Origin of the sequence: Deinococcus aerius (assembly GCF_002897375.1) — a bacterium.
Lineage (GTDB): Bacteria > Deinococcota > Deinococci > Deinococcales > Deinococcaceae > Deinococcus > Deinococcus aerius.
The window spans coordinates 210,348-233,765 of record NZ_BFAG01000002.1 but is presented as its reverse complement, the minus strand read 5'-3'; the positions used below and the strand labels follow the sequence as shown (position 1 = coordinate 233,765).

Genomic DNA, 23,418 nt, shown 5'->3' with positions numbered 1-23,418 from the left:
AGAAAGACGTCTGGACGTATGAGCAAACGTGGGCATGAACCGGACAGGATGGGGAATGACGCTTTCCCCGCTCCTCCGGCTCTGCCTCGCCCTCTGCACCCTGGGGGGAGCGGCCTCCGCCCTCCCCGCGAGCGTCACCCTGGGGGGCATCCGCCACGAGTACCAGGGGCCGGACAACTGCGCCCCGGTCACCTCCCTGACCGTGTTGGGGTACTACGGCACCCGCGTCACCCAGGCCCAGGCGGCGAGTGCCATGAAGGACGCCCCCGGCGACCCGCAGGTCACCAGCCTGGAACTCGCCGCGTACCTGGGCCGCTTCGGGCTGCGCAGCGTAATCCGGTACGCGGGTGACGGGGAGCTCTTGCGGGAACTGCTCTCCCGGGGCTTCCCGGTGGTGCTGCAACAGCGCCTGAAGGCGGGCAGCAATGTGGCACATTTCCGCACGGTCTACGGGTACGGCCCGGGCTACTTCTTGGTCAGCGATCCGCTGCGCGGCCCCTCGCTGCGCCTGAGCACCGCCGAGCTGCTGGAGTTGTGGCGCTTCTACAACGGGGAGTACCTGGTGACCTACCCGCCAGCGAAGGAGGGGCAGGTGCGCGCGGTGCTGGGCGACGACTTCAGCGCGGCAGCCAACTGGCAGCACCTGAGATCCCACGGGCAGCAGGACACCCGGGCCCGGCCGAACGACCCCTACGTCTGGTGGGGGCTGGGCAAGGCGAACCTGCGGCTGGGCAACGTGCAGGCGGCGGTGAACAACTTCGACCGGGCAGTGGCGCTGGGCGTGCCCACCCTGTACTTCCTGTACCGCCAGGAGGCGTTCGAGGCGTGGACCAAAGCGGGCGACCACCGCAAGACGCTGACCTGGACGACACGCGCCCTGAAGGCGTTTCCCTCCAGCAAGGAACTCCAGCAGTTTCAACGCCGCGCCCAAGCGGCGTTGGGCGGCTAGACCGGGAGATGAGACGATCCTGGGAAGGCGCGGCCCTGCTGGGCGCATTGGGGGCGTATGGCTGGGCCCTGCCCCGGGTGCGGCGGGAGTACGCGGAAGACGGGCACCTGTCGCGTGCCACGGCCGGTGTGGTGTACGTCGCCTACGGCCTGCACGCCCTGGGGTGGCTGGGCGCGGTGCGGGCGCGGGCCTGGCCGTTGACCTTGCCGGCTCCGGTAGCCGTCAGCGTTGGCCTGCCGCTCGCGCTATCAGGAACCGGGCTGTTCGCAGCGGGCTGGCGAGCCCTGCCTCCCGCAGACGACTCCGGTCTGGCGACGAGTGGACTGATCACGGGCGGGGTGTACCGGGTGAGCCGCAACCCGCAGAACGTTGGCTGGGCCCTGCTGCTCACGGGAGGGGCATTCGTGCGCCGCTCCGGGCTGGGCCTGGGGCTCGCCGCGCTGTTCTGGATGACGTTTCGCGCCTATGTCCCCGTGGAGGAGGCGTTTCTGGAACGCACGTACGACGAAGGCTACCGCCGTTACCGCGCCTGCACGCCCCACTTTCTTGGCTGGCCGTCCCGTGACCCGTGAGGTCCGCGTTATTCCCTGCCCTGCCCGAGGAGCCCGCCTATGACCCTGGAGGAACCTCAGCACCACTACGAACTCGACCGCATGGCCGAGGACGCCTGGCGGATGTTCCGCATCCTCGGTGAATTTTCTATCGGCTTCGACCGCATGGCCCACGTCCGGCCCCCCCTCGTGACCGTCTTCGGCAGCGCCCGCACCGAGATCACCGACCGCTATTACAGCCTGGCGGAGACGCTGGGGCGTGAACTCGCCCAGGCGGGTTTCGGCGTCATGACCGGGGGCGGCCCCGGCATCATGCAGGCCGCCAACCAGGGGGCTTACGAGGCGGGCGGGGTCAGCGTGGGCCTGAACATCCTCCTGCCCTTCGAGCAGAAGCCCAACCCGTACCAGACCCTCAGCCTCAACTTCGAGTACTTCCACGCCCGCAAGGTAATGCTCGCCAAGTACGCCGTCGCCTTCGTGGTCTTCCCCGGGGGCTTCGGCACCCTCGACGAACTCGGCGAAATCCTGACCCTGGTGCAGACCCGCAAGATGCACGCCCTGCCGATCTACCTGGTGGGCGAGACGCACTGGCGCGGCCTGGTGGACTGGTTCGCCGGGACGCTGGTGGAGAGCGGCGCGATTGCCCCGGACGACCTGAGGCTGTTCAAGGTGGTGGACGACGTGACGGCCATCCCCGGGGACGTGCGCCGGTACCTCGATCCCCAGCAGCCCGACGCCTTCAAGCGGCCCACCCCGGAAGACCGGCAGCGGGCCCGGGGGGAGACGTGAGCGTCCGCCTCTTTCCCAGCCTGCTCGCGGCCGACTTCGCCTTCCTGGGGGACGCCATCCGGGAAGCCGAGGCCGGTGGGGTGGACGGCTTTCACCTCGACGTGATGGACGGGCAGTTCGTCCCCAACCTCAACTTCGGTCCCCGGACGGTGGAGGCGTGCCGCCGGGTGACGACCCGGCCGCTCGAAGCGCACCTGATGATCGTGCGGCCGGAGCGCTTCGTGCCGGACTTCGTTCAGGCGGGGGCGAACCGGGTCATCATCCACGCCGAGGCCACGCCCCACCTGCACCGGGCGGTCGGCCTGATTCGTGAACTGGGCGCGCAGGCGGGCGTCTCTGTGAATCCGGGCACCCCGCTGCAGGTGCTGCGGCCCGTCCTCGCTGACCTCGACCTGGCGCTGGTGATGAGCGTGAATCCCGGCTTTGGCGGGCAGCGGTTTCTTCCCGGAAGCCTGGAGCGGGTTCGCACGGTGCGCCGCTGGTTGGAGGAGGCGGGCCGCGGGGCGGAACTGGAGGTGGACGGTGGAATCACGCCCGCCACCGCGCCGGGCATGGTCACGGCGGGGGCGACCGTTCTGGTGGCGGGGAGCGCGGTGTTTGGGGGGAACGTGCAGCGTAACCTGAACGCGTTGCGGGCCGCCCTGGACGCGGCGGCAACTGAGGAGTTCCCATGAACGACGATCAGCACAAGCCGGACGACCCGTCCCAGGGGGAAATCGTGCTCACCACCGTGCCTGAGTCGGTGGGAGACGAGGCTCAGAACGAGACGCCGACCGACCTCCTGGCGCGGTTGCACCAGCAGGAGGATTCGCGGATCGAACCCGACAACGAGGACGGCTAGGGCGTGTAGGCTGCCCCCGCGCGGCGGTCCTGCCGGGCGCTTCCGGTCCTCCAACCATGAAGGTGGCGTGGGGGGCGGAGACGCCCGCCTCATCTGCCCCGCTGCCCTGCCGCCGCGCGTTCAGGACGTGGCGGGTGAGGGGGCAGAACCGGCGGGCGCGGCCCGGCTCAGGCACGGGATGAAGTAGGCTGCGGGGGCATGCTGTCCAGGTCCTTTCCACGCGAACGGCGCCGCCTCCTGGGCCTGGCCTGCGCGGCCCTCCTGGGCCAGGCGGGCGCGCACGGCCAGCAGCTCTCGGACCTGCGGGGCGTCACGCTGTGCCTGGACCCGGCCTCCGTGGGGGTGACCTTCGAGGAACTGGCACCCGCCCGGGCGGCGAGGGCCCGGCAGGAGATCGAACCGGCGCTGAGGCAGTCGCTGGGCTCCGCACTGAAGGCGGCCGGGGTGCGCCATGAGGTCCGGGCCTCCTGCACGGGCCAACCGGGGATGACCCGATGGGAAGCGGACGTCCGCTACCTCAACCCGCGCAATTACGTCGGCTTCGGCGACCCCGCCTACAGCTACCAGGTGTTCCTGTTCGTGGGCGACCCGGCCTCCGTCCAACTGTCGGCCCCGGGCGCCGGGTCGGCCCGCGGATTCGCGGTGGACTGGGCCGACATCCACTCCGAGTCCCGGACCGGCCAGCCCTTCGAGCCGGTGGTGCTGAGGTGGGGCGAGGAGCAGATGCGCGACCTCGTCGTCGCGTGGCGGCGCGACAACCCCACCCTCGCCGAGCGGTTCGCCCGGCAGGGTCCACTCACGCTGGGCCTGCTCGGGCTGGGCCTGGGGACGCTGCTCACGGGCGCGGGGCTGTGGCTGGCGCGCCGTCGCCGCCCACGGGAGCGGGGAGCCCGCCGCCGCGGTGGTCCCCGGCTGGGATAGGATGGCGGGACGTCCCGAACGTTATGCCGAGCCGACCGCCCCCACCGCCGCGATGCCCGCCTCTGGCCGGGCTGCTGGCCCTGGGCCTGACGCTCGTGTCCTGCCGGGCCCCGGCCGCCCGGGACTTCGATGTGCGGCTTGCCACCCGGCCCAGCCCGGCGCGGGTTGGCGTCACCCGGCTCACGCTCACCCTCCCGGACCTGCCCGCCGCCGCGGTCAGCGTCGAGGGCAACATGACCCACGCGGGCATGGCTCCCGTGCGCGCCCAGGCCACCCCCGCCGGGAACGGACGGTACGTGGTGGACCCCCTGGACCTGAACATGGCGGGAAGCTGGGTGCTCACCGTGACGGCGCGCACGGGGGATGGGCGGACCCTCACCACCGACGTGCCGCTGGAGGTGGCGGGCCCATGAGCGCGGGGACGACCCGGCGGCGCGTCCCCGGCCCGGACCTGCTGCGCCTGCCCGGCCTCGGGCGCTTCGTGCGGTGGCGGTATGCCCGCCTGACCCTGCAACTGCCGCTGCTGGGGCTGGCGCTGCTCGCCGTGTTCGACGGCCTGACCGGGCGGCAGGTCGCCCCGCAGAACCTGGCGACAGTCTCGGTGTGGCTGCACTACCGCGGCCTGGTCGTGCTGGCGCTCCTCGTCCTGGGCAATCTCTTCTGCGCGGCCTGCCCGCTGATGCTCACGCGCGGCCCCAGCCGCTGGCTGCGCCGCCTCACCCCGCGCCTGACCTGGCCGCGGGCCCTGCGGAACAAGTACCCCGTGCTGGGCCTGACCGTGGCCTTCCTGTTCGCCTACGAGGCCTTCGACCTGTGGGCCAGCCCCTGGCTCACCGCGTGGCTGATCCTGGGGTACTTCGGCGCGGCGCTGGCGGTGGACACCCTCTTCCCGGCGGGCACCTTCTGCAAGCACGTCTGCCCGCTGGGGAACTTCAACTTCGCCCTCTCGCACGTCAGCCCGGCCCAGATCGCGGCGCGCGATCCCGACGTGTGCCGCTCCTGCGCCGGGCAGTACTGCGTGAACGGCCGGCTGGAGGACGCCGGGGGACGCGGCACCCTGGGGGGACCGGCCGCGCCCCTGCTCCAACTCGCGCCGCTGGAGAATGCCCGCACCTTCCCCGGCTGCGAAACCGAGCTGTTCGTGCCGCAGGTCCGCAGCAACCAGGACTGCACCCTCTGCCTGAACTGCGTGCGGGCCTGCCCCCACGACAACGTCGCGCTCGTGCTGCGCCCGCCCACCCGGGCGCTCGCCGCGTGGCGCCCCCGGGCCGACGTCGCGCTGCTGGGCACGCTGCTGCTCTTCGCGGGGGTCGCCAACGCCCTGGCGATGACCCCCCCGTACGCCGCCGCCGCGCAGGGGCTCGCCTCGTGGCTGGGCACCCGCAGCGAGGCCCTGGTGCTGGGCCTCATGCTCGGCGTGGTCCTGGGGGGCGGCTGCGGGCTCACCCTGGCCCTCTTCGGGTGGGCGAGCCGCCTCGCCGGACGGCGCGAGGGGATGCGGCAGGCGGCGCGGCGCTGGGGGAGCGCCGTCTTCCCGCTCGCCTTTGCCGTCTGGGCGGGACACTACAGCTTCCACTTCCTGACTGGCTGGGCGAGCATCGTGCCGGTCTTGCAGCAGGCCCTGGGGCGGCTCGGCCTGCCGGCCGGGACGCCAGACTGGACGTTGGCGGCCCTGGTGCCCGAGAACCTGCTGTTCCCGCTCCAGGTGGCCCTGCTCTACGCGGGCTCCGGGGCCAGCGCCTACCTGACCGCGCGCGCCGCCCAGGGGGTGTGGCGGGCCGCCGTCCCGGTGATCGTGTGGTTCCTGGTCGTCGCCGCCCTCACCGTCCTGATCCTGGGGCAACCCATGCAGATGCGCGGCACCCTGCTGGGAGGCCCGCGGTGAGGCGGCTGGCCCTGCTGCTGGCGGTCCTCCTCGCGCCCGGCGCGCTGGCCCACAGCGAACCCGTGACGGTGACAGCGGCGCTCGCGCCGCTCCCGGACGCCGTCCGGGTGGAGGCGAGCCTGGTCGGGCAGACGAGCGGCCTGCCCATCCGGGGGGCGGCCGTGGAGGTGCTGGTGTCGCGGGGCACGGGCACGCCAGGCCGGGCGAACGACGTGCCGGAGACGGGCGTCCTGGGCCGGGCGAAGCTGACGGCCGGGCAGGAGACGGGACAGTACACCGGGGACCTCGCCCCCCTGCCCGCCGGGCGGTACGTCCTGACCGTGGTGGACACCACCTACCGGGGCGAGGCGGCGGTGGCCGGGCGGCCTTTCGCCTTTGTGGGTCAGCCCACCCGGGTGGCGGTGGTGCTGCCGGTCACGTCCACGCCGGGGCGCTACGTTGGGTACGCGCTGCTCGGCCTGCTCGCGCCGCCGCTGCTCCTGGGCCTGGTGCTGGGTGCCCGCAGGCTCTCCCAGCGGCGCGCGGCCTGAGGGGCGCAGGCGGATCATCCGGCCCGCGTGCTCCGGAACCATCCCTTCCGGGCGCCGCCCACCGCGCCGCTCGCCGTGAGGCCCATCACGAGGGGCTCCCGGACCCCCAGGCGAGGCCCAGGGCCAGCCGGTCCAGCGGGTTGGACTCCCGCAGGTTCAGGCCGTCCACTGGGTGGGTCGCGTCCCCGACCTCCATCAAGGCGGCGGGAACGCGGCGGCCCCGCCGCACTGACCGCGACCGGCCACGGTTCACACCCCGGTGGTCGCGGTGGGCGCTTCCACCCCTCCCACGGCGATGACGCTGGTGTGGGCAGCGGCCACGGCCCGGGGGATCACACCCGCCTCGTCCTCCCCGGTCCCCGGGCACCGCTCGTCAGGAGCAGGGCGGGTGAGGGCGTCGGGGCGCAGCAGCGGGCGTGGTCCTGGGGTCGGTCCTCCGCCAAGCCTCGCTGACGGACCCGTGATGGGCTGATCCGGTGCGCGGGCTCCGCTCGGCGGGTCATGGTCATGCGGCGCCGCCTGTCCGCAGGGCATGCCAGGCGGGCGTCAGATCTGGCTGCCGAGCACGTTCAGGGTCAGCGCCAGGATCGCGACGTTGAACCAGAAGGCGGTGATGCCGTGCCACAGGGCCAACCGGCGGATGACCGGGCTGGAGACGGCCACGTCCGACACCTGAAAGGTCATGCCGAGCACGAAGGCAAAGTAGGCGAAGTCGAGGGCGGAGGGGGCGCTGGCCCCGGGGAACTCCAGGCCCCCGTCCGGCCCCGCCTCCTCGTCCCCGTCGCTGTAGTAGAGGTGGGCGTAGCGGAGGGTGTAGGTGGTGTGCGTCAGGAACCAGCCGCTCAGCACGGCGACGACCGCCACGGCGATGGCCAGCAGCGGTGCCTCTGGCTCCAGGCGTTTGGCGTGCTCGATCACGACGGCCGAGGCGACGAGGCTCACGAGGCTGGAGCCGAGCACCACCGCCTGCACGGCCGCGCGGCCGGGGTCCTCGGCCGCCGCCGCATGCCGGGTGCGCCCGGGGGGTGACCGCAGGATGAACCCCCAGGTCAGGGCCAGCAGGGTCAGCGCTGCACCGTCCCAGCCCACCATGATCCTCACCAGGGCGGAGGAAGGAGCGGGGAGGACGAGGGCCGCCGCGAGGCCAGCGGCGCCAGCGAGCAGCAGCCGGGACCAGGACGGCTGCCACCCGGCGTGCGGCTGGGGCAGGGAGGAGTGCCCGGTCACGGCCTGCGCTCCCCGCCTGGGCGCCGTGCTTCCCCGCGCCCAGGACGCTGGCGCGTCACCGTCCCGCTCCCCCCGTCTTCGAGAGCCTCGCCTTCAGCCGCTCACGCATCAGCCCCCCGGCCCACGTCCTGACAGTCGAGCAAGAACGGCTCGGGCATCCCGCCCACCCCGGAATGGATGACCGCCCGCAGGTTGGGGTCGCGCCGGGAGCCGAGGACAACTTCAAGGAGAACGTCGCGGGCGTTCTGCCCCTGGGTCTCTTGAACAAGGAGGCCGATCACGGGCAGGCCTGTTCCTCCCGTCGGCCGCTCGCTCCGTTCACGAAGCAGGGGGGCCGCCTCCCAGCACGGCCCGCACCACGAAACCCAGACGTTCACCCCCACCCAGGCCTCGCCGCGAGAAGGGCGGTGCGGCCTGGCCGGCGGGTGGCCCTCCCGTGGTGGCCGTTCGGGTGGGATGGAGCCGCGCCGCCCCCAGGACCACGGCGACGGCTGCGGCTGGCAGGGGGGCCGCAGGCGCTGCCACAGCGGGACGGGCGCGAACGCCGGGGCGGGACGCTCAGTCACAGGTTCCCCTACTGGCGGGGGCCGCGGGCGGCCCGCCTGCCCGCCACCTGCCCAGCAAGCCCGGGCGGACCAGATGAATAGGTGAATATTGGCTCACATGAACAGCCTAATACAGAAGGACACTTCCGTTGGGAACCGACGTTCCTGGCCGCCCAACCCGCGGGACCTCCCCACCGGGTCTGGCCTCAGCGGTGGGCAGGCCGGGAGCGGTGACTGACCAAAGGGGCATCACCGGGAAGTGCCGCTGGGCCAGGTGCGGCTCTCCGGGAGCGGTCCGCTGGGCGGTCTTGCGGGGGCACCGGCGCCGGTCTGCTCCTGCGGGTGTCCCTGGGAAGGCCAAGCAGGGAGGGGTGGGGTGAGCTTGTTCTGGGGGAACGTGGGCCAGGCAGCCATCCACCCCTCCGGGTGGTCATCCGCCCGTCCCTGGGCGGCGTGGAGAAGGGTCGAGCTTAGGGGCGGGCCGCCGCGTTCACATTCGGCCCGCCCCCTGTGCCCCGGGCGCGGGCGGCCAGACCTCTGGTCGCCGAGCCATGGAATAGTGTGCTCATGATCCTACGGCGGAAGTATGGCGTGCTGTTCTTGAATGTGCTGCTGGGTTCGGCCTTTGCCCAGGTCGAAATTCCCGCGCTGCCGTTGCAGCCCGCGCCCGTTCCGGCACCCCCACCCTCCTCGGAACCCGCGCCTTCCCCCCTTCCCGGGTCGGAACCCGTTCCCCCGCCCGTCGAAAGCCCGGCACCTCCGGCGCAGCCGTCTACACCGGCCCCGGTGCCAGAACGGCCAGCTCCCGCCCCCACCCAGTCCGTCAAGACGGCCCCTCTGCCGCTGCTCATCACGGTGCAGGCGAACTGGCCCGCGCTGGTGGATGGCCAAAAGACGACGGTGCCCTTCTCGCAGACCCTGACCCTGCCCGGCGAGCGGGCCGCGCAGCTCCGGCAACGCGGCGTCATCACGGCGAGTCTGGACGCCGACCTGAAGAAATTCCTGGCGAGCCTGCCGCGGGAGGCGCAGGACGCCCGCTTCGAGAACCGCTGGGAGGAGGGCTGGGCGGTCGTGCAGAGAGGCGGCCTGAAGGTGGACGAGGCGAGGACGCGGGCGAACATCCTCGCCGCCCTGAAAGACCCCAGGGGAGTCAAGGCTGCCGTCGTCGTGACGGGACAGGTCGCGCCGAAGCGCACGCTGGATTTCTTCGCCTCGCGGGGCATCACGGCGCACCTGGGCACGGGCGAGACGAACTACTTCGGCAGCAGCGCGGCCCGGATGACGAACATCCACGTGGGTACCCGCAACTTCCAGGATCGGCTGTTCACGGGCCAGACCTTCTCCTTCAACCAGTTCATCGGCCCGGTCACTACCCGCGCGGGCTACGTGACGGGCCTGGTCATCGCGGGCGACCGCACGGCGAACGGGGTCGGTGGCGGCATCTGCCAGGTCAGCACCACGGCCTTCCGCGCGCTGTATGGAGCGGGGCTGCCGGTGGTCGAGCGGCGCAACCACTCCTATCAGGTGCGGTATTACGACCCCCAGGGGCTGGACGGCACCATCTACCAGCCCAGCCAGGACCTGAAGTTCGCCAACGACACCGGGGGCGCGCTCTGGTTCCAGGCCGACTGGGACGACGAGAAGTCGCGCCTAAGCATCAGCGTCTTCGGCCGGGCGCGCGACTTCACGGTCGAGATCGGTGACCCGAGGACGCTGAGCACCACCCCCTCCCCCGCCGACCGCATCATCCGGGACGCGAGCCTCCCCGCCGGGCAGCGCAAGCAGGTGGACTGGGCCGCGCCAGGGGCGGTGATCGAGGTCACTCGCCGCTTCGTGCGGGAGGGCCAGACCTTCCGGCAGGACACGCTGAAGAGCAGCTACCGGCCCTGGCCGAACATCTTCCTGGTCGGCACGCGCCGCTGAACACCCCGCGCCATGGGTGAACCGGGAGGGCAGGCCCTGGAGGGTTCGTCGGGTGCCGTCCGGCGCGCCCTGGACTTACCCCCTGCCCGGGTGGCGCCGCCCGAGCACGACGAGCAGCCACACCACGCCCCCGAGGACCAGCAGGTCAGCGAGATCGGTCCCGAACCGGTCCATCCCGCCCGGGCCGCGCGCCAGCGGGGCGAGCAAGGGTGCCAGGACTCGCTCGGCCGTTCTGTCCAGGAGCGTGCCCACCACGTCTCCCAGCACCCCCGCGGCGAGCCAGGACAGCAGCCACGCCAGGCCCCACGCGCGTCGCCGGGAGAACAGCGCGGCGATCAGCAGCAGGCCGGCCGCCACCGCGAGGCCAATCAGCGCGGCGGGCCAGGGCGACGGGTGCCCGGCGACGCCGCTCCAGGTCCGCGCCGCCGAGAAGCCCAGGCCCGTGGTGAGGACCACCAGGGCCGCCAGTCCCCTGGAGGAGAGGGCCACCCCCGGCCGGTTCCGTCGCCTGGCGGTGGGCGGGGAGTGTGCTCCGGTCCACGCACCGCTCGGGGGGTGGCCAGGCCGGCCCTCTCCTGACGGCGTCAGCTCGGGCCAGGCCGTGTCCAGGCTGGCATGGAGCATGCCGGGCAGGGGGACCTCACCGGCGCGGGCACAGACGCCGTACCCCAGCAGCAGCAGGTTGCTTTCCAGGACGGCCCGCGGTGTCTGCGTCTCGTCCAGGCAGAGCCGCAGGCGGTGCTGGCGTCCATCCGCCTCGATCTTCCGGGCTCCGGGCAGCCTGGCCACCATCCGTGCCACCGCCCGGGCCCGGGTCTCCCCGTCCATCTGGGGCAGGTGGTAGTCGAGGTGCGTCTCCGCGGGCGCCACCGTTCCAGCATACCTGAGCCAGCGCTCAGGGAAGGGCACGTGAGGCAGCGGTTCTTCCCGGCGGTCCGCTTCCGGGGACGACGTCAGATTTCCCCTGGGGCCCTGCTTCTGCCGGTCATTCCCGCCCCGGGACGTTGCGCATCCACCACTCTTGCGGCACCTCGCGGCTGCGCGTGGCCCACACGTCCTCAAAGCTCGCCTGCTGCTGGGCCACCGCCCCCGGGTCCGTGGTCGCCAGCATCGTCTCGTTCAGGCCCAGCGGTCCCCACGAGGAGAAGTGCAGGTTCATGCTCCCGGCCACCACCATCCGGCCGTCCACGGTCAACGCCTTGGTGTGCATGGGGAAGGTGACATACCGCGCCTCGAAGCGGTCCTCCAGCCCCCGGCGCCGCGCCTCCAGCCGCAGCAGGGCCGCGCCGCTGCGGTTCGGGGCCCGGTCGATGCCGTAGTCCACCATCAGCGCGCGCACCTTCACGCCGCGCTCCATCGCTCCCAGCACGGCGCGCAGGTACACGGGCCACTCGCTCACCGGGCAGGCGTCAGGATTCTGGTACGCCCACCAGCAGGAATACCCCGGGCTGAACTGCGCCTGCATCAGGTCCAGGCGCTGCCGCGCCGCCCCGAACAGCGCCACCATCGCCCGGTCCGCCTGGTCGAACCCCGGGCGGCGGTACAGCAGGAACGCGCGCGCCTCCCCTGCGGGGGTGACCACCCGGGCCGCGCCCGGATGGGTGGGCGGCTCCGCCGGGCCGAGGGTACACGCCTGGAAGAGGTTCTCCGCCGTCACTTCCGGGGGGCAGCGCACCTGCTGGGCCTTGCGCCACAGGTCATTGAACACCGTCACGCCGTCCTGCGCGGCTGGCCCGCGCATCCGCAGGCCCAGGTCGTGCAGGCCCTTCCCGCCCGGCGCCGTGTCCGGCAGGTGCCAGGCGGTGTAATTGTACCCGGCGACAGTCACGTCCTGGCCGTCGATCACGTGGAGTTTGACATGGCTGTGCGGAAAGTAGCGGTAGTTCGCCACCCCAAGCCGCCACCCCGCCGCCGGGTCGTTCAGGGGAACGCCCAGCCGCGTGAGGTCCCGCACGAGTTCCAACGGCTGCGTGGCCCCGTCGGGGCGCCCCAGGTCTGGAAACCCCCCCAGCACCACCCGCACCGTCATGCCCTGCGGGTAGTCGGCGGGATTTGCCCGCACCTTCAGGTACAGGTCCCGCAGGGCCCGCGCGAAGGTCCAGCCGGGACGCCCCTCGCCCGCCTGCCACTCCATGCTGGTCAGCAACACCTCCGCCCGCGCCCCCCGGATCTGGTCCGCCGTCACGTCAAAGGCATCGGGTTGTGTGGCGGTGCGCGGCGTTCGCAGGAAGCCCGTGAACGCGTTCCCGCACGAACGGTCCGGGCGCCCCCCCTCGGTCGTGACGCGCCACAGCGCGAGTTCCAGCGGATCGACCGGCCTGGAACAGGACAGGCCGAAAGGATTGAGGTTGGGGGTCGGGGGCACGCCGCCCAGCCCGATCGGGAATTCGGAGGCGTCCGCCAGCCCCCCCACAGCCAGCAGGAGCGCCGGAAGCCAGCGCGAGGCGAAGAAAAGACCGCTCACCGCCTGAGACGATACGCCGCCATTCCTCCGCACGTATGAACAAACGTTCAAGAATCCGGCGAGCTGAAGGGCTGGATTGGGCCTGCCCGCACCCGGCAACGTGAGGGGGCCTGGCGGCCCGCACGCGACGGGGCCAGGCTCGACCACCAGGAGGTTCACCCGTCGTGACCGGGTCGCGCGCGGGGACTCCCCCTGGGGGGCTTTTCTGGGTGGAGGTGACGTGATGGGAGCCCTCTCGCTGCTGCTGTTTGTGCTTGTCCCGGCGGGCACGACCGTCCTGGGCGGCGTCCTGGCCACACTCCGCCCTCCGGGTGAGCGCTGGCGCAGCGCGTTTCAGCATTTCGCGGCGGGCGCGGTGTTCGCGGCGGTCGCCGGTGAACTGCTGCCCGAGATCAAGCAGGAACATCAGCCGCTGGGTGTCCTGCTGGGCTTTGCCCTGGGTGTGGTGCTGATGCTCGGGCTGGAACGTCTCTTCAAACCCGTGGCCGGGGCGGGGCCGACGCCGGAAGAAGGGGGGGCGGGCAACGCGACCGGCCTCGCCCTCATCACGGGCATCGACATTCTGATCGACGGCCTGCTGATCGGCGTGAGTGCGGGCACCAACGCCCAGGCCGGTTTTCTGATCACCCTGGCCCTCACGCTGGAACTGCTGTTCCTCAGCCTGTCCACCGTCGCCGCCCTGGGGCGCGCCGGGGTGACCCGCGCCCGGGTGATCGGCGTCACCCTGCTGTTCGCGCTCGCGCTGGCGGTCGGTGTCCTGATCGGCGCGCTGCTGTTCGCGGGGCTGTCCGGCTTCGCGCTGGCGGTGGTGCTGTCCTTTGCCGCGGCGGCCCTGCTGTACCTGGTCACCGAGGAACTGCTCACCGAGGCGCATCAGGTCACCGAGACACCGCTCCTGACGGCGACCTTTTTCGCGGGCTTCCTGGCCATCTTCCTGGTCGAGCTGCTGCTCCCCGGAGCCGGGGCGTGACGCTGTTCCTGGCTTCCCTGCTGTTGGGGAGTGGCTTTGCGGCCATTCACCTGCTCTCGCCGGCCCTGCGGGTCCCCGACGGTGTGCCCCGCAACCGGCTGCTCTCGGCCGCCGGGGGCCTCGCCGTCGCGTTCATCTTCCTGCGCATCCTGCCGGAGTTCGGGGACAGCCAGCAGGTCTTCGGGGCGACGCCACGGGGCACGCTGCTGGGCCTTCCCGGCCACCACGTGTCCGTGATCGCGTTCGTCAGCCTGGTGCTGTGTTCCGCCGTCGGGCGGCTGGTTCAGACCTTACGGGCGCAGCAGCGGGCGGCGATCGGCCATGGCGCGCCCGGCGAGCGCGTCTTCTGGATGCACCTCCCCACCGACGCGCTGGACAACTTCGTGATCGCCTCCCTGCTGGCCCACCGGGCCGACACGCGCGGATGGCTCTCCCTGGGGCGGTTGGGCGGTTCTTTGTCGCACTCGCCCTCAAGGTTGTGGCAGACGACCACAGCCTGCACGCTGTACACCAGGCCAACTCTGACCGGCGCGGACGCTGGCTCCTCGCGCTGGCCGCACTCGCCGGCTGGGACCTGCGGCAGCTCACCGACCTCTCCGAACTCGCCTCCGCGACCCTGGAGGCGTTTCCGGCTGGCGAGGCCGTGCTGAGCGTGCTGAAGGAGGAACGCCCCGCCCAGCAGCAGGCGCGGCTTTCGGCCTTCGCTCTGGGTACCTTCGGCGACGGCGCGCTGCTGCTGGCCCTCGCAGCGGGCTGACCCCACAGGAGAACCGACCATGCTCTACTTCATGTTCGCCACCGGCATCGAGAACTCCTACCCCACCATCCAGAACGGGCGCTTCCGCCAGGACGAGATGGACAAGACCCGCCATTACCAGCTCTGGCGGCGGGATTTCGACCTGGTGCAGGAGCTGGGCGTGACCCACCTGCGTTACGGCCCGCCGCTGCACCGCGTCTGGCTGGGGCCGGATCGCTACGATTGGACCTTCGCCGACGAGACCTTCGGGGACCTGCGGCGGTGCGACCTCATGCCCATCGCCGACCTGTGCCACTTCGGGGTTCCCGACTGGATCGGGAACTTCCAGAACCCCGATTTCCCCGAGCAGTTCGCCCGCTACGCCCGGGCCTTCGCCCTGCGGTTTCCCTGGGTGCAGCTCTACACCCCCGTGAACGAGATGTACATCTGCGCCCTGTTCTCCGCGAAGTACGGCTGGTGGAACGAGCAGCTCACCACCGACCTCGCCTTTGTCACGGCCCTCAAGCACATCGTGCGGGCGAACGTGCTCGCCATGCACGCGATCTTGCAGGTCCGGCCCGACGCGATCTTCGTGCAGAGCGAGTCCAGCGAGTACTTCCACGCCCAGAACCCCCAGTCCATTGGCCGGGCCGAGTTCCTCAACCAGGTGCGCTTCCTGTCGCTCGACCTGAACTACGGGCACCGCGTCTCCAGCGAGATGTACGAGTACCTGCTCGACCACGGCATGACCCGGGACGAGTACCACTTCTTCCTCGACAACACACTCAAGCACCACTGCATCATGGGCAACGACTACTACGTCACCAACGAGCATCTGGTGCAACCCGACGGGAACACCCGGGCCTCCGGGGAAATCTACGGCTACTCGGTGATCACGGCACAGTACTACAACCGGTACGGGTTGCCGATCATGCACACCGAGACGAACCTCAACCAGGGACCAAACGGGGACGAGGCGGTGCAGTGGCTGCGCAAGGAGTGGGCCAATGTGCTGCGGGTGCGCAACGACGGGTTGCCCATCGTGGGCTTCACCTGGTACTCCCTGACCGATCAGGTGGACTGGGACAGCGCCCTGCGCGAGAACAATGGCACCGTCAACCCGCTGGGCCTCTCTGACCTCGACCGCAACCTCCGGCCGGTGGGACAGGCGTACCGGGACCTGATCCGCGAGTGGCGGGCAGTGCTGCCCACGCAGAGTACGGCGCTCACCCTGCCGGTGTTCCCACCCAGCCAGCAGGACGGTGCAGCGGCGGCGGCCGTGCAGGACCTCGCCCGCACCCACGCCCACGCCCGCGAGGCGACCTACGGGATGGCCGAGGCGGCCGTCACCGGCGACCGCCTGGCGTCGAAAGGAGAAGCGTAGATGAGTGACGTTGCTCAGCCTGTCGTGCGGGTCCCGGCCCGCTTCACGGGCAAGACGGTGATCGTGACCGGGGCCGCGAGCGGCATCGGCCTGGCGACCGCGCGGCGCTTCGGCTCGGAAGGCGCGCGGGTGGTGCTGGCGGACCTTGACTTCGACCGGGCCGGGCAGGCCGCCGAGGCGGTGAAGACGGATGGGGCGCCCGACGCCTGGCCCGTGCGGTGCGACGTCTCCGACGAGGGGCAGGTGCGCGCCTGTGTGGCCGGGACCCTCGGCGCTTCGGCGGGCTGGACGTGATCGTCAACAACGCGGGACTGATGACGTTCAAGCCCATCCTGGAACTGGAGGCGGAGGACCGGCGCCGGGTGCTGGGGGTGGACCTGCTGGGCGCGTTCTTTTTCGTGCGTGAGGGCTTCGAACACATGAGGCCGGGCGGCGCCATCGTGAACGTGAGCAGCGTCCATGCCGTGGAGACCTCCCCGCTGGTCGCGCCGTACGCGGCTGCCAAGGCCGCCCTGGTGTCCCTGACCCGCCCCGCCGCCCTGGAGGGCAAGGCCAGGGGGCTGCGCGTGAACGCCGTGCTGCCCGGCGCCATCGAGACACCGATGCTGCGGGAGAACCCCAACGTGAAGAGCGGGGTGGAGGTGATTGACCCCAACTTCGTGGGGCAGCCCGCCGACCTCGCGGCGGCCATCGCGTTCCTGGCCTCGGACGACGCGAGGGTCGTGCAGGGCGCGGCCCTGGTCGTGGACGGCGGACGCCTCGACCGCCCATAACGCCTGCGGTGAACAGGCACCTGGAGGGTCCGGCCGCGGTACCTCCTGGCAGCGGTTGATCCGGGAGGAGGGGCGGGCAGTAGGCGTCCCGGCCGGTGCCGAGCTGCTTGCGTCCTCATGACAGGTTGGCTGCATTCTTGCTCACTCATCAAAGCTTTAGTACACCTTGATAAGTTGCCGCTCGTTCATGCGTAATCACCTGTTCACCGCGCTGACGCTCCTGATGTTCAGCCTCGCTGCCGCCACAACCGTCACCGTGCAACCGGGGGATACCCTCACCCGCCTCGCGGTGCGGCACGGCACGACGACCCAGGCTCTGCTGCGCGCCAACCCCGGGGTGAACCCCAACCGGCTACGGGTGGGAACCGCACTGAGCCTGCCCGCCGCACCCACCCGGACCTGGACGGTGCGCCGGGGCGACACCCTGTCCATGATCGCGCAACGTCATGGCATCACCCTGGGGGTCCTCTTGGGCGTCAACCGGGGGCTGAATCCCCGCCTGCCCCTCCAGGTGGGGCAGCGCCTCACGCTGCCTGCTCCGGCCCTGGCCCGCGCCTCCACCACCGCGGTGGTTCGCGCGGCCTCCATCCGGGTGAACGCCGCGCTGCCCGTCCAGGGCCGGGTCACCACGCCCTACCAGGCCGCCCACCCGGGCCTCGACCTCGCCGTCCCCGCTGGGACGCCCATCCGCGCCGCGCTGCCCGGCACGGTCGTGGAATCCCGCTTCGACAGCCGGAGCGGGTGGGGCTGGACGGTCGTGCTCGACCACGGGGGCGGCGTCAGGACCCGGTACAGCCACAACAGCGCCAACCTCGTCCGGGTGGGCGCGCGGGTGAGGGCGGGCGACGTGATCGCGCGGGTCGGCAGCACCGGCAAGAGCACTGGGGCCCACGTCGATTACCGCCTGTACCGGGAGGGGCAGGCGGTCAACCCCTCGGGCGTGCAGTGAAGGCGGGGCGCGGGGCCCAATTCCCCCATCCAGAGGTCCTGAGGACGCCGCTTCAAAGCCGGAAGACAGGGGGCCGTTGCCCACTTGGAGCGTGGACCCCCGGTCAGGAAGACCCCAGGAAGAACAGGCCACCTCTGCGGTGAGGGACGTGCGGTCACGCCGCTGTGAAAGGCGCCCGCAACGATGAACTCGGAGGCTACTTCCGGCCTGTGGGTGTCGGTGAACGAGCGGTTCTGTGGGGGCAAGCCGGTTTCCTGTCCATCCTACCCGGAGTGACGTGGCCACGTCCTCTCTCCCGGTCGAATGGAGGCCAGCTCCTCAGGACGACGGCCAGAAGACACCGCGTCAGGACAGGCCGACTTCCATGCACCCCAGGTCGAAGAAACGCAACGGCCACCCTCGCCGGTGCATCCACGACACCACCACGCCGGGCAGCAGGAACAGGCCTCCCAGTCCGTTGCCGAGTGCCAACAGGCCCACGTGCGTCACAGGCTCCACCGGGAGGGCTGCCACCTGGACGAACCGCGCCCATCGTGGGAGGGTCATCGGCAACCCTGCGTGAAGACGTGAGCTTCCGCCTGTTCGCCGTCGAGTGTCCATCCGCTGGTCCCCCGGTCCGCGAAGCGGCTCATCGGTTCAGGAGTGCGGTGCCTGGGCGCTCGGCATGAAAAAAGGTTCGTTCTCCGGGTCAGCGCCGCCCAAGACGGCGCACGAAGATCAGCGTGAGCACCAGGACCAGGACCTCCAGCCCCACGCCGAAGATCCAGAAGGCCCGGGGGCTGGTGATGAGCCGGTCCACCAGGAAGCTGAAGTTCTGCCCGAAAAACCCGGTCACCAGTGTCAGGGGCAGGAACACCGTCGCCACCTGGGTGAGCTGCCGGGAGGCCGCACCCTGCTCCCGGGCTTCCAGCGATTGGTAGATGTCGAAGGCGCGGTCGGCCGTCGCGCGGGCCAGATTCAGCCGTTCGACCACGTGCTCCACATGATCCCGGATGTCCCGGAAGTAGGGAATCTCCAGCTCGCTCACCACCGGTGGGCCCGCCCGCAGCAGGGTCGTCAGGACGTCCTTGAGCGGAAAGGCGACGGCGTGGGCCGCGTAGGCCAGTTCGCTGATGGTGAAGATGCGCCGCAGTTCTCCCTCCTCCAGGGCGGGCTGCGTGACCAGTTGGTGGCGGATGTCTCGCAGGTCGTCCTCCAGGGCGTCGGTGAAGGGGGCGTAGTCGTCCACCAGGGCGTCGAGGAGCACGTAGAACAGGCTGCTGGGGTCAGGCTGCCAGTCCTGGGGGACCCGTTCCCAGCGGTCGAGGATGTGCTGGGGATCGAAGCCGTGCCCGTGCCGGACGCTGATCACGAAGTCCGCCCCGACGAACAGGTTGAGTTCGTGGATGTTCAGCGTGCCCTGGTCACCTCGGGAGACCCCGTGCACGACCACGAACTGAAAGGTGGAGTAACCCTCGACCTTGGCGCGCTGGTGGGCGTGCAAGGCGTCCTCGACGGCCAGGGGGTGCAGCCCGAAGCGGCCCTGGAGCATCTCCAGGTGCTCCGCCCCCGGGTCGGTCACATCGAACCAGGTGAAGCCCCCCTCCGGTGCCGGACGAACGGGCAGCGCGTGGAGCTGAATGCTGACCGCACCGGTGCGGTCAAAGAGGTAGGCCCGGAGATCACCGGGGCGACGGTGTTCACCCTCAGTGACCTGGGCGGCTTGGGGCTTCATGGCGACTCCTTTGAGCGAGGCACCCGGTTATTGTGGCGAGAGAAACGTGGCGTGCCCCCGCTCACACCTGGAGAACCAGGCTCGCCACGTTGAACTGGATGAGGAGGTCGGTCGCGTCTTTGAGCCGCTTGAAGCGCAGCGGCAACAGGGCCCCCACGACGTCAGCGAAGATGGCGATCCAGGTTTTGGCACATGCCGCGGTGAACGCCCAAGCCAGCCGCTGACTGCGGCGAAAGAGCGCGGTCCGCAGCAAGGCGATCACGCCGCTCAGGAGGCCCGCCCCGAACTCCTCGAACAGCACCCTCCGGGTGTCGCGCCCGCGGATCTGTCCGGGGGCGATGGCCCGCACCACCAGCGTGGCCGACTGGCTGCCGGTGTTGCCGCCCGCGCCGATCAGGGTCGGGGAGGAGATGGCGAGCGTGGGCACCAGGGCGACCAGGCAGTCGTTGGGGCCGATGACGTTGGTGGTCACGAACAGGGTCGGCAGCCAGCCGATGCGCTTGCGCCACAGCAGCACCGTGGAGGCGCGGGGAGAGTCGATCTCACGGCCCTCCATCTCCAGCCACTTCAGTCACTGAGAGTGAGAGCAGGGCTTGCAGCGACCGCAGCAGGTCGTCCTCCTCCAGGCGGCCCCGACGCACGTCCCGGATGAACCCGGCCCGGTCGATGAAGACCGTAGTGGGGAGCGTCAGGGCGTGATACTGGCGCGCAATCGCCTGCCCCGGGTCGAGTCCCGCGAGCGTGCTGAAGGTAAACCCCGCGTCGTATCGCCGCAGTTCTTCCAACGTGGCCCGCTCGTGCAGGCTGACGACCACCAGGCCGTGGGTGGCGTACTCCAGTTGGTAGTGGCGCAGCAGGCGGTCGTTCTTCCGGCAGACGGCGCAGCCCACGTCCCCGAACTGCACGATGACCGCCTCGCCCCGCAACTCGGCCAGGCTCACCCGCTCTCCGCCCAGGTCGGTGAAGGTGAAGTTCGGGGCGGAGCGCCTCACGGCACCCGTTCCACCCCCCGCCTGCGCGGGCAGGGGCGCGGTGAGGCCGACCAGGGCAAGCAGAACGAGCGCACGCTTCATAGGGTCCTCCGGGTGGGTCCCCTCAGCATAGCCAGTCTCCCGGTGCGGGCAGAGCACCCAGGAAAGTCAGGTCCTTCAGGGCTGTGGAGCCAGGACATACGCCATCCCGCCCGCGTGATTCAGCCACAGCCGCTCGAAGACTGCCCGGGGGTAGGTGCGCCGCACGCTGGCGTCACTGGGCGCCGCCGGGTCGTTGACTACCGGGTTGCCCCGCGCGTCAAATCCCGTGAGGACCATCAGGTGTCCGTCCGACCAGGAGAGCGGCGCGCCGGGCAACTCGCCCGCCCGGAAGCGCACGCTGACGGCCAGCGGGAGGCCTTGCAGGAGGTAGGCTTCCGCGTCCCGCAGGCTGCCCAGCCGGGTGACGAACGCCTGGAGGCCGTGCGTCGCCGCGTACGCCGTGTTGAAGGGCCAGTTCCCGAAGCCGTCGTAGGTCGCGTCGAAGGTCGCTCCCGCCGCGTCCGGGACGCGCACCGGTGTTCCCCAGAAGCCCAGCAGCATGCTGACGCTGGTCGGGCTGCACCACACCGGCCCCCCCTCCGGGTAGATCATCTGGGACAGCCCCGGGACCTTCAGCACCCGGTTCCAGGCCGCCGCCTGCCCCGCCGCGCCCTGTTCCCGGAAGCGCAGGTCGGTGTCGGACGTGTTGAAGGAGAGCAGCCGCACCTGCGTGCCCGCCCCCGCCGTCACCCGGAACTGGAAGGCGTCCGCGCGAAAGGGCAGCGCCAGGGTGTCGGTGTTCACCGTGCCGTCCGCTGTTCGCGTGACCGCGCGGCTCGCCCGCGGCCCGGCCGCCCGCCACTCGCCGAAGCTGAAGTACCGGGTCCACCGGCCGCCCGGGCGGCGCACCCGGACCTCGACCGTGACGGGGCTGGTGGTGGACCCCGTGACGTTCCAGCTCGGGATCAGCGCGTTGAAGGGCGGCACGGGGACGGCCGCGCTCTCCAGACGCCCCGCCCGCAGGGGCGGGAGGGCCTGCCAGCTCGCGGGCCCGCTCGCCCGTCCCTGCGCGGCGCGGATGGCGGGCGCGGGCGTGCCGAAACTGGTCTGCTGCGTGTAGGGGGCGGCCTGCGCCGCGCAGGCGAGGAGCAGGCTGGACAGGGGGAGCCAGAAGCGCTTCACCGCCCGAGGCTACCGGGTGAGGGCCGCCCTGGGGTGAGCCCCGTGCCGTCCGGTAGAGTGCCCCCATGCGGGGAAAGCTGCTGCTCCTGTTCACCGCCGCCGTGCTGGGCGCGTCCCCGACCGGGGAGGCCGCCGCGTTCCGCTTTGCGAACCTGGCCTGGGGCGCGGACCGGAGTGAGGCCCACCCGATCCTGACGCGTCAGGGCTGGCGCTTCGAGCGGCAGGCCGCCCACGGGGACGCCGTCTACTCGGGCACCTTGCAGGGCTACCGGGCGCGGGCCATCCTCAAGTATGACCCCCTGGGACGGCTGGTGGCGGTGGACGTGCGTGTCCTCCCAGCCGAAGCGGATCTCCTGGGGGCGTACGGGGCGCTCCGGGCGGCGGTCATCCTGCGGCAGGGGGACCCCGCCTACAGCCTGTCCTCCTTCCGCCTCCCCTACCGGGAGGGGGACGGACGGGAACTGGAGGCCCTAAAACGCCATCACGCCGTGTTCGACACCGTGTGGTATGACCCCCACGAACTGAACCTGGAGGCGAGGAGCGGGATGCAGATGGAGGTGGTGACCACCCCCTTCTCCCGGCTGGAAATCCGGCAGTTCTACCTCAGCAACGGCTGGACCGAGGAGTACGGGCGCCGAGCTGGCCTGCTGGAACGGGGCACCTGAGGGGGCGCGTTCTCCCCGGGGCCGGACCAGGGGCCGCGCGCCGCAGGAGCCGAACGGCCGCTCCAGGCTCGCCCCACCGCCGCGGGCCTCCTCTCCCCCCGCGGCCCCCCGTCCCGGAGTCGCGCCCGGACGTCTGCCCCGGGAGGGGCGGCTTACACTGCCCGGGTGCGCCGCCTCACCGTGCCCGTGCTCGTTGTTCTGGCGGGCCTCGTCGCCCTGGGGGCTCCCGCGGTCCCGGCGCTCACCCGGTATGGGGCGCTGCCCCGCGCGGCGGGGCGTCCGGTTACCGTGCTGCTCGCCGGTGTGACGCCCCGCTACCAGGAGAACGCGGCGGTGTGGCCCTGGCCGGTGGCCCCGGAGGACTTCACCTTCCTGACGGACACCCTGGTGCTCGCGCAGTTCTGGCCGGGCGGCCGGGTGAACCTGCTGAGTCTTCCCCGCGACACCTGGGTCAACCTCGCGGGGTACGGCTGGGGCAAGATCAACGGGGCCAACGTGAAGGGCGGGCCCGAGCTGCTGGTCAAGGTGGTGCAGGACCTGACGGGCGTGCCGGTGGACGCGTACGTCCTGCTGTCACTCAACGCGGTGCGGGCACTGACCGACGCGGTGGGGGGCGTGACGCTGGACGTGCCCCGCCGCATGAAGTACGACGACAACGCGGGCAAGCTGCACATCGACCTCCAGCCGGGCCGTCAGCGCCTCCGCGGGCCGCAGGCCGAGGGCTTCCTGCGCTTTCGCAAGGACAACCTGGGCGACCTCGGCCGGGTCCAGCGGCAGCAGCTCTACCTGACCGCCCTGGTGAACCGGGTCAAGAACCCGCTGAACTGGTGGCGGCTCCCCGCCATGGTGGGGGCGCTGGACCGAAACACGAGGACGAACCTGACCCGGGCGCAGGTCGGCGCCCTGCTGGGCGCGGCGCTGGGGGGCCTCCAGGTGAACACGGCGACCCTCCCGGGCTCCTTCGGGGACGGTGGCACCTGGGTCGCCGACCATCCCGCGCTGCACGCCCTGGTCCGGGAGCAGTTCCGGGACCCCAACGACCCGCGATTCCTGACCGTCGCGGTCGTGAACGCCGGGGCGCCGGACGGCAGTGCCCGGCGCCTCCGGGCGCGGCTGGAGGGCCTGGGCTACCAGCAGGTCGTGATCTCCAACGGTCCGCGCGCCGGGGGCCCAACCACCGTGAGCGGGAAGGCGGCCGCGGCGGTGCAGCGCGACATGGGTTATGGGCGGGTGACCCGGGAGGCAGGCCTCCCCGGCGCGGACGTGACGGTGCGCCTGGGGAGCGACACGAAGGCGCCGTGAAGCGGGCGCCGCGGCGGGCCGGCTCCTCTGGCTCCGCCGCCGAACGTGCCCGGCCAGGACCGACCACAGGGAGGTCGGGCCAGGGCCGCGAGAGGCTCTTCAGGA

28 protein-coding genes are annotated in these 23,418 nt (G+C 71.5%); 18 read left to right on the top strand and 10 right to left on the bottom strand.

What is annotated here, in order from left to right; genetic code table 11:
• Positions 1-55 precede the first annotated feature (55 nt).
• From DAERI_RS03980 to DAERI_RS03950, 9 genes are all read left to right on the top strand, one after another.
• Positions 56-949 carry a C39 family peptidase gene (locus DAERI_RS03980; protein ID WP_103128128.1) on the top strand — a complete coding sequence of 298 codons (894 nt, stop codon included), beginning with the start codon at positions 56-58 and terminating at the stop codon, positions 947-949.
• A gap of 8 nt (positions 950-957) precedes the next feature.
• Complete coding sequence (locus tag DAERI_RS03975; protein ID WP_103128127.1) at positions 958-1,521, top strand: methyltransferase family protein; 564 nt, start codon at positions 958-960, stop codon at positions 1,519-1,521.
• 39 nt (positions 1,522-1,560) lie between these two features.
• Positions 1,561-2,289 carry an LOG family protein gene (locus DAERI_RS03970; RefSeq protein ID WP_103128126.1) on the top strand — a complete coding sequence of 243 codons (729 nt, stop codon included), beginning with the start codon at positions 1,561-1,563 and terminating at the stop codon, positions 2,287-2,289.
• Complete coding sequence (rpe, locus tag DAERI_RS03965) at positions 2,286-2,963, top strand: ribulose-phosphate 3-epimerase (protein ID WP_103128125.1); 678 nt, start codon at positions 2,286-2,288, stop codon at positions 2,961-2,963. Before DAERI_RS03970 ends, rpe begins: the two co-directional genes overlap by 4 nt.
• Positions 2,960-3,130 carry a hypothetical protein gene (locus DAERI_RS22270; protein WP_164973328.1) on the top strand — a complete coding sequence of 57 codons (171 nt, stop codon included), beginning with the start codon at positions 2,960-2,962 and terminating at the stop codon, positions 3,128-3,130. The genes rpe and DAERI_RS22270 overlap by 4 nt, the downstream gene beginning before the upstream one ends.
• Positions 3,131-3,328: 198 nt before the next feature.
• Complete coding sequence (locus DAERI_RS21770) at positions 3,329-4,051, top strand: hypothetical protein (RefSeq protein WP_114149443.1); 723 nt, start codon at positions 3,329-3,331, stop codon at positions 4,049-4,051.
• 23 nt (positions 4,052-4,074) lie between these two features.
• Complete coding sequence (locus tag DAERI_RS21765; RefSeq protein WP_114149442.1) at positions 4,075-4,464, top strand: FixH family protein; 390 nt, start codon at positions 4,075-4,077, stop codon at positions 4,462-4,464.
• A complete protein-coding gene (locus tag DAERI_RS03955; RefSeq protein WP_103128124.1) occupies positions 4,461-5,936 on the top strand; it encodes a 4Fe-4S binding protein in 1,476 nt (491 codons plus the stop codon). The genes DAERI_RS21765 and DAERI_RS03955 overlap by 4 nt, the downstream gene beginning before the upstream one ends.
• Positions 5,933-6,466, top strand: a complete 534-nt coding sequence (locus DAERI_RS03950) for a hypothetical protein (RefSeq protein WP_103128123.1) — start codon at positions 5,933-5,935, stop codon at positions 6,464-6,466. Before DAERI_RS03955 ends, DAERI_RS03950 begins: the two co-directional genes overlap by 4 nt.
• 85 nt (positions 6,467-6,551) lie before the next feature.
• Here DAERI_RS03950 and DAERI_RS22265 read toward each other — a convergent pair whose 3' ends face one another.
• The 3 genes from DAERI_RS22265 to DAERI_RS22720 all read right to left on the bottom strand — a co-directional run bounded on the left by DAERI_RS22265 (position 6,552) and on the right by DAERI_RS22720 (position 7,974).
• A complete protein-coding gene (locus DAERI_RS22265; protein WP_164973327.1) occupies positions 6,552-6,719 on the bottom strand; it encodes a hypothetical protein in 168 nt (55 codons plus the stop codon).
• Between the two features lie 293 nt (positions 6,720-7,012).
• On the bottom strand, positions 7,013-7,693 hold the full coding sequence (locus tag DAERI_RS03945) for a DUF1345 domain-containing protein (RefSeq protein WP_103128122.1): 681 nt from the start codon (positions 7,691-7,693) through the stop codon (positions 7,013-7,015).
• Between the two features lie 101 nt (positions 7,694-7,794).
• Entirely contained in the window at positions 7,795-7,974 is a 180-nt protein-coding gene (locus DAERI_RS22720; RefSeq protein ID WP_235610249.1) for a hypothetical protein, read from the bottom strand.
• Positions 7,975-8,805: 831 nt separating this feature from the next.
• Between DAERI_RS22720 and DAERI_RS03935 the strand changes: the two genes are divergently transcribed.
• Entirely contained in the window at positions 8,806-10,161 is a 1,356-nt protein-coding gene (locus DAERI_RS03935) for a VanW family protein (RefSeq protein WP_103128303.1), read from the top strand.
• A 75-nt stretch (positions 10,162-10,236) separates the two neighbouring features.
• On the opposite strand, the gene DAERI_RS03930 is transcribed toward DAERI_RS03935, so the two are convergent.
• A complete protein-coding gene (locus DAERI_RS03930) occupies positions 10,237-11,031 on the bottom strand; it encodes a hypothetical protein (RefSeq protein WP_103128121.1) in 795 nt (264 codons plus the stop codon).
• A gap of 115 nt (positions 11,032-11,146) precedes the next feature.
• Positions 11,147-12,625, bottom strand: a complete 1,479-nt coding sequence (locus DAERI_RS03925) for a phospholipase D-like domain-containing protein (RefSeq protein WP_103128120.1) — start codon at positions 12,623-12,625, stop codon at positions 11,147-11,149.
• 223 nt (positions 12,626-12,848) lie between these two features.
• Here DAERI_RS03925 and DAERI_RS03920 point away from each other — a divergent pair, with 223 nt between their 5' ends.
• The 6 genes from DAERI_RS03920 (at position 12,849) to DAERI_RS03900 (ending at position 17,437) form a co-directional block, all read left to right on the top strand.
• The gene (locus tag DAERI_RS03920; protein ID WP_103128119.1) at positions 12,849-13,595 is read left to right on the top strand and encodes a ZIP family metal transporter; all 747 of its coding nucleotides are present in this window, start codon (positions 12,849-12,851) and stop codon (positions 13,593-13,595) included.
• Positions 13,592-14,245, top strand: coding sequence for a hypothetical protein (locus DAERI_RS03915; RefSeq protein ID WP_103128118.1), 654 nt, complete (start codon positions 13,592-13,594; stop codon positions 14,243-14,245). The genes DAERI_RS03920 and DAERI_RS03915 overlap by 4 nt, the downstream gene beginning before the upstream one ends.
• 126 nt (positions 14,246-14,371) lie before the next feature.
• Positions 14,372-15,715, top strand: a complete 1,344-nt coding sequence (locus DAERI_RS03910) for a family 1 glycosylhydrolase (protein WP_103128117.1) — start codon at positions 14,372-14,374, stop codon at positions 15,713-15,715.
• The gene (locus DAERI_RS23050; protein WP_201262715.1) at positions 15,716-16,009 is read left to right on the top strand and encodes an SDR family NAD(P)-dependent oxidoreductase; all 294 of its coding nucleotides are present in this window, start codon (positions 15,716-15,718) and stop codon (positions 16,007-16,009) included.
• The gene (locus DAERI_RS23045; protein ID WP_201262714.1) at positions 16,006-16,488 is read left to right on the top strand and encodes an SDR family NAD(P)-dependent oxidoreductase; all 483 of its coding nucleotides are present in this window, start codon (positions 16,006-16,008) and stop codon (positions 16,486-16,488) included. Before DAERI_RS23050 ends, DAERI_RS23045 begins: the two co-directional genes overlap by 4 nt.
• Before the next feature lie 187 nt (positions 16,489-16,675).
• Positions 16,676-17,437, top strand: a complete 762-nt coding sequence (locus tag DAERI_RS03900) for a LysM peptidoglycan-binding domain-containing M23 family metallopeptidase (protein WP_103128116.1) — start codon at positions 16,676-16,678, stop codon at positions 17,435-17,437.
• Positions 17,438-17,782: 345 nt separating this feature from the next.
• Here DAERI_RS03900 and DAERI_RS03895 read toward each other — a convergent pair whose 3' ends face one another.
• The 5 genes from DAERI_RS03895 to DAERI_RS03875 all read right to left on the bottom strand — a co-directional run bounded on the left by DAERI_RS03895 (position 17,783) and on the right by DAERI_RS03875 (position 21,346).
• A complete protein-coding gene (locus tag DAERI_RS03895) occupies positions 17,783-17,983 on the bottom strand; it encodes a hypothetical protein (protein ID WP_103128115.1) in 201 nt (66 codons plus the stop codon).
• Between the two features lie 142 nt (positions 17,984-18,125).
• Complete coding sequence (locus DAERI_RS03890) at positions 18,126-19,151, bottom strand: magnesium transporter CorA family protein (RefSeq protein WP_103128114.1); 1,026 nt, start codon at positions 19,149-19,151, stop codon at positions 18,126-18,128.
• Between the two features lie 61 nt (positions 19,152-19,212).
• Complete coding sequence (locus DAERI_RS03885; protein ID WP_103128113.1) at positions 19,213-19,707, bottom strand: magnesium transporter; 495 nt, start codon at positions 19,705-19,707, stop codon at positions 19,213-19,215.
• Positions 19,694-20,224 carry a TlpA family protein disulfide reductase gene (locus DAERI_RS03880; protein WP_103128112.1) on the bottom strand — a complete coding sequence of 177 codons (531 nt, stop codon included), beginning with the start codon at positions 20,222-20,224 and terminating at the stop codon, positions 19,694-19,696. The genes DAERI_RS03885 and DAERI_RS03880 overlap by 14 nt, the downstream gene beginning before the upstream one ends.
• A 75-nt stretch (positions 20,225-20,299) precedes the next feature.
• Entirely contained in the window at positions 20,300-21,346 is a 1,047-nt protein-coding gene (locus tag DAERI_RS03875; protein ID WP_103128111.1) for a C39 family peptidase, read from the bottom strand.
• 65 nt (positions 21,347-21,411) lie between these two features.
• Here DAERI_RS03875 and DAERI_RS03870 point away from each other — a divergent pair, with 65 nt between their 5' ends.
• Positions 21,412-22,011 (top strand): hypothetical protein, encoded by a 600-nt coding sequence (locus DAERI_RS03870; RefSeq protein WP_103128110.1) that lies wholly within the window; start codon positions 21,412-21,414, stop codon positions 22,009-22,011.
• Positions 22,012-22,176: 165 nt separating this feature from the next.
• Positions 22,177-23,313 (top strand): LCP family protein, encoded by a 1,137-nt coding sequence (locus DAERI_RS03865; RefSeq protein ID WP_103128109.1) that lies wholly within the window; start codon positions 22,177-22,179, stop codon positions 23,311-23,313.
• The last annotated feature ends 105 nt before the right edge of the window (positions 23,314-23,418 follow it).